Origin of the sequence: Streptomyces sp. H39-C1 (genome assembly GCF_027158125.1) — a bacterium.
Lineage (GTDB): Bacteria > Actinomycetota > Actinomycetes > Streptomycetales > Streptomycetaceae > Actinacidiphila > Actinacidiphila fildesensis.
The window spans coordinates 1-4,805 of the sequence record NZ_JAPVLS010000196.1; the positions used below are offsets into that span (position 1 = coordinate 1).

Annotated in this window: 5 protein-coding genes; 3 read left to right on the plus strand and 2 right to left on the minus strand. The window is 65.1% G+C overall.

Annotation, left to right across the window (positions count from 1 at the left end):
* Positions 1-168: 168 nt before the first annotated feature.
* A complete protein-coding gene (locus O3W51_RS47220; protein ID WP_269290193.1) occupies positions 169-720 on the minus strand; it encodes a flavoprotein in 552 nt (183 codons plus the stop codon).
* Positions 717-1,991 (minus strand): helix-turn-helix domain-containing protein, encoded by a 1,275-nt coding sequence (locus O3W51_RS47225; protein WP_269290195.1) that lies wholly within the window; start codon positions 1,989-1,991, stop codon positions 717-719. Before O3W51_RS47225 ends, O3W51_RS47220 begins: the two co-directional genes overlap by 4 nt.
* Before the next feature lie 249 nt (positions 1,992-2,240).
* Here O3W51_RS47225 and O3W51_RS47230 point away from each other — a divergent pair, with 249 nt between their 5' ends.
* From O3W51_RS47230 to O3W51_RS47240, 3 genes are read left to right on the plus strand one after another with little or no spacing between them, the layout of a single operon-like run.
* Positions 2,241-2,750: an ATP-binding protein gene (locus tag O3W51_RS47230; RefSeq protein ID WP_269290197.1), complete on the plus strand. Its 510-nt coding sequence runs from the start codon at positions 2,241-2,243 to the stop codon at positions 2,748-2,750.
* Complete coding sequence (locus tag O3W51_RS47235; RefSeq protein ID WP_269290199.1) at positions 2,751-3,653, plus strand: phosphotransferase; 903 nt, start codon at positions 2,751-2,753, stop codon at positions 3,651-3,653.
* A 52-nt stretch (positions 3,654-3,705) separates the two neighbouring features.
* Complete coding sequence (locus tag O3W51_RS47240; protein ID WP_269290202.1) at positions 3,706-4,683, plus strand: nucleotidyltransferase domain-containing protein; 978 nt, start codon at positions 3,706-3,708, stop codon at positions 4,681-4,683.
* Positions 4,684-4,805 lie beyond the last annotated feature (122 nt).

Here is a 4,805-nt window from a genome sequence, read left to right on the forward strand (position 1 = left end):
TGAAAACCCTCGGAGCCGACAACATCGCCAAGACCACCCGGGCGATCCGCGACGAACCCCAACGAGCACTCCCCATCCTGGGCATCACCAACGAACCGGTCACCTAAGGAACTTGATCAAGCCCTGGAGGAGAGCGCCCACAGGTTATGTATCGGGGAATCCTCCGCCCTATTCCTGTCCCTTACCTGGCCACGCGACTGGGCGGAGCAGGTCGAGGACGCAGGTCCAATTGTAGTTGTCCCGGCCTCCGCCCGCTTTGGGCTTGTGGGGCACGTAGTCGCCGATCAGCACGCCCATCGAGCGAAGCCGGGCCAGGCTCTCGTCATACGCCGGGTGGGCGGCCTGTGCGGTGTTGAGGTACGGCTGTACAGCAGTGGGAATTCCGAGACCGTGTGCCTCGCAGAGGATGCCGAGCGCAAGGGTGTCCGAGATCCCGGCGGCCCACTTGTTGATGGTGTTGAACGTCGCCGGCGCAACCGCGATGGCATCCGCTGGTGGCAGCGGGTGGGGACCACTGGGCGTGCGCCAGGCTGAACGGATGGGGTACCCGGTCTGTGCCTCGACGGCTTCCTGATCGAAGAAGCCGAGCGCGCTGGGGGTAGCCACGACGCCGACTTTCCAGCCTTCGTCGTGAGCGGCGGTGATGAGCGTGCCCACGTCGTCCGCGACGCCTGAGGCGCAGACAACGACGTAGAGGAACGGCTCGCTCTGATCGGTCAAACCTGGACTCCCAACTCCTGGCAGAAATGGCGAAGCTCGGGGACAGCACCGCGCCGGTCACGGGCCGCCATGTCACCGGCCAGCTCCAGCACGGCAGGGCGTCGACGGATGTCCTCCGACGCACAGCTCTCCGCGATTCTCAGCGCTTTGTATCCTTCTGCCAGTTTGCCTTGCTGGCTGTATGCCCGTGCAGCCTCCACCCAGAGGGCTGCCCGGCGTTCGGGGACGGGGATGCGGCGGCGCATCAAGGACTGAGCCGCTTCCAGTGCCGCACCCGCGTCGCCCAGGATGACAGAAGCGCTGACTGCATGGAGCGCGACATTGGTCTGGCTGAAATTCGCCCAGGCATCGGGGGAATCGAGCCCGACATACCGAGCCACCTCCTCTGCCTCAGCGAGGAATTCCGCTGAGGTAGCGCGGTCTCCGCCCGCGCTCGCGGCCGTCACGCCACGAAGGAGCATGAGCCCGAGCGCTGCGAGGTAGCCGGGAGATCGTTGGTCGTAGCTTCCTGTGAGCTGATCGGCGGTATGGCGGATCAACGTGATAGCCGGTTTGGTGTGGCGATCTCGGGCGAGCACGTGTGCCTGGACACGGACGCTGGAGGCCATGACGACCGGGTCGCCGCTCCTCTCAGCCTCGGCCATGGCCCGGCCGACCGCGAGCCAGGCATTGCCGTGATCGCCCAATTTGAGGAGCAGGCTCACCGCGGTCTGGTAGGTCGTCGCGAGCAGGCCAGCCAGTACCGGGTCGCCGTCGTGGGCAACGTCCTGGGCTTGGCGAAGGTCAGCGATCAGCGACGGTAACGCTGCCTCCAGCTCGGCATACCGGCAGGCATAGAACAGCCTGCGGACCCGGGAGAGCCGGATCGCGAGCACAGCTGGGGACAAAGGGGGAGCGCTGGCTGGAACTGCTCCAGGCAGCAGTGCCTGCACGAGCTCGATGCCTACGCTGGGAGAAGTCGCTGGGGCCGCGAGCGCGACGACGCTCGCGGCCAGGAAGTTCCGACGATGCATGTCGTCCGCCCTGCTGTCCGCACTGGTGTAGGAGGACAGGCCGAGGCTCCCCAGTGGGATGTCCAGCACGGCTGCGACAGCCCGCAGAACGACGGCGTCCTGCGTCCCTTTGCCGCTCTCAAGCCGACTGATCTTCGACTGGTGGTAGCCCAGTTCGGTGGCCACATCCTCTTGCGACCGGCCGCTCAGCACTCTTGTGCGGCGGATCACTTCACCGATCCCGCTCGCTGCGGAGTGTCCCTTGGCCGTCCGCGACATGGCTTCTCCTGCCAATGCTGATCCTGCCTGGCAAACCGAGCGTAGCCACACCAGGACAACGTTATATGCACGATCTGCATGGATCATGCACACCCGGCGCATGGCCTAACCGCAGTCTCCTGATGGGGAGTTGTCTGTTCATCAGCGGCTCACACACCTGGAGCTCGCAGTCCCGACTCTCGCCTGCCGAACGCCCATCCGTGTCTTCCGGCAGGTGCGGCTCTACGGAGCGGTTAAGGAGGAGCGCCGATGTCCTTCCACATCGTCTTCCGCGGCACCCAGCGGAACGGCATCCCGGCTGCACGGAGGGCCCTCGTCGATATCGCCAAGTCATGGGGTGTCACCGGGGACAGCCTGGACGACATCGGCCTGGTTGCCGGCGAACTCGTTGCCAACGCGGTGATCCATGCCCCTGGGCGGTTGCTGGCGGGGCTCAAGCTTTCCCCGGACGGCGACCGAGTAGTGATCGAGGTCTACGATCCGTCGCGCAGAATGCCGACCGGAGCCGCGAACTTCGGCAACAGCAATCTGACCAGCGGGCGAGGCATGCTGCTGATCGAGGGCCTGTCCAAGAGCTGGGGCGCGGAGCCGACCATCCTCGGCAAAAAGGTCTGGGCCGAGCTGGCCGTCCCAACCGTCACAGCGTCCACGCAGTCCCGCTCGGAGCGCCGGGCTGCCGTGATCACCCGCCTCGCGCGACCCGCCTGCTTTCAGCCGCGCATGCCCTATCTGAACTCCCCTCTCCGGAAGGATGGATGAATGAACGACTGGGAATTCATGAAAGACAGAACGGCCACTCAAGGCGCGGTGTGGAGGTCCACGGACGGGCTGCTCTACAGGCGAACCGGCGGCGATGACCTGCGGGAGGAGATCGAGTTCCAGAGACTCGCTGCCAGCCTCGGCTATCCGGTCCCGGAGATCGTCGACAGCGGCTCGAAGAGCGGCAGCTACTTCGTCATCGAGCGTTCCCTCGGGAACGCCTCGCTGCACGAGGAGGCCCTCGCTGACGCCCTGCGCGACGGACAGGTCAGCGACCACGTAATCAAAGCGGCGGCGTCCCTCTCGTCCAAGCTTCTGCAGGCCCAGGCCAGGCACCCCCTGCCCTCTGTGCCCTGGTTCGAGAAGGCCGCCTTCGCCAAGGACGTCTTCGACGAGAATCCGGACTTCGACACGCCTCGGGTCCACGACATGGTGAAGCGAGCCCTCGACCGGATGGCGCTGCTCCCGGTCGTTCACGGGCACCTGGACTACGGTCTTCCCAATGTCCTGGCGGCCGGCGTCATCGACTGGCAGCACCACGGACCCATCCCGCTCGGCTACGACGTGTACCCCGCGCTCGACATCGTGGCCTTCAAAGGCGGCGGCAAGGGCTACACCATCGGGCCCGAACAGCGGGACGCGTATGTCGGCGCACTCGACGAGACCACCATCACCCTGGTCGATCAGCGGGTGAGCGAGTACCTGGGTGACTTCCTGCTCGTCAAGTGCTTCTTCTTCCTCGCCCTCATGCGGCCGACCGATCCGGCACGGCACGACAAGCACATCAAGTGGCAGTACCGCCGCGCCCTCTTCTCGATGGGACTTGATCAGTATGAGTCGTCCGGCACGATCGACACCGACGCCTTCCCCACACTGGGCCGGTTTACCGCTGAGCACCGGTAGATCCGTTCCTGCCGTTCGAGACCGCGACTACCTCATGGACCACCATGGCGTCGTGTTCAAGGTCATCGGCGACAGCCATCCCGGCAGCCACTACCTCGGCTATGTCAAGTACCACCCGGACGACAAGGGCGACCGACGGCTGTTCGGCCAGACCTACCGGCAGAACAGCGTCGTGTCGAAGTCCTTCGGCATCCTGGCTGGCAGGCCGGAGTGCTACGTCTATTCCGACACCCTCGGATGCGTGATCACCGGCATCCCCCGCGACGACATCGCGGTCCACTACTCCTGCCGTCAGGCCCTCATGACTATCCACGAAGAACCTGGCCCCGTGGCTGGCAATCCCGCTGGCAAGGACCTCCTGGCGATCACCGAGTGGGTCGTCTCGAACGGCGCACAGGGACTCGTCGGCGTCACCGGTTCCTTCCTCGTCGGCTGCTTCAACGAGCGCTCGGACATCGACCTCGTCTGCTACGGGCCGGAGGGCTACGAGGCCGCACAGGAACTGTTCAAGCAACCCGAGCTGATCCGGCCGTACGACGGGGACGACCTCACACGGCTGTACATACGGCGGGCGAAGTACATGGAAGGGAGCTCGTTCGACGCCCTCATCAAGCAGGAGCGACGCAAGCTCCAAGGGCTGACGGCCAACACCGGCGCGCACATCAACTGCGAGCCCATCCGAGCCGATCGCGACAAGACCTTTTCCCGGGTCTCCTCCAAGGAGATCGGCGAGATCTCGCTCCTTGCGAAGATCACCGACCACACAGAAGGACTGACCACGCCGGCGGTGTACGGAATCAAGGTCAAGACCATCCTCAGCTCGACCATCGACGAGCCGGACTCCTTCGCCCGAAGGATCACCCATATGCGCTCGTACCTGGGCGCTTACACCGGCGCGTTCCGCACCGGAGACACCGTCCACCTGTCCGGCAAGCTCGTCCACACCCAGGACGGCGAGCACAGCGGCTTCGGCATCGAACTGACGCCCTGGACCGTGAGCGGCTCCTACGTCGCCAACCTCGCCAATTAGTACTGCAACCGCATGTGGTGTGACTGTTGGCGGTGTGGCTCGTTGGTCCGACTGTGTGACGAATCGTTGACGGTGGAGCAGGTCGAGTCGTGGTCCGAGGGCGTAGAAGAGTTGCATGCCCG

Excerpts from the sequence above, each read along its gene's own strand:
- O3W51_RS47225 (WP_269290195.1), bottom strand. The coding sequence starts at position 1,991 with ATGTCGCGGACGGCCAAGGGACACTCCGCAGCGAGCGGGATCGGTGAA.
- O3W51_RS47230 (WP_269290197.1), top strand. The coding sequence starts at position 2,241 with ATGTCCTTCCACATCGTCTTCCGCGGCACCCAGCGGAACGGCATCCCG.
- O3W51_RS47235 (WP_269290199.1), top strand. The coding sequence starts at position 2,751 with ATGAACGACTGGGAATTCATGAAAGACAGAACGGCCACTCAAGGCGCG.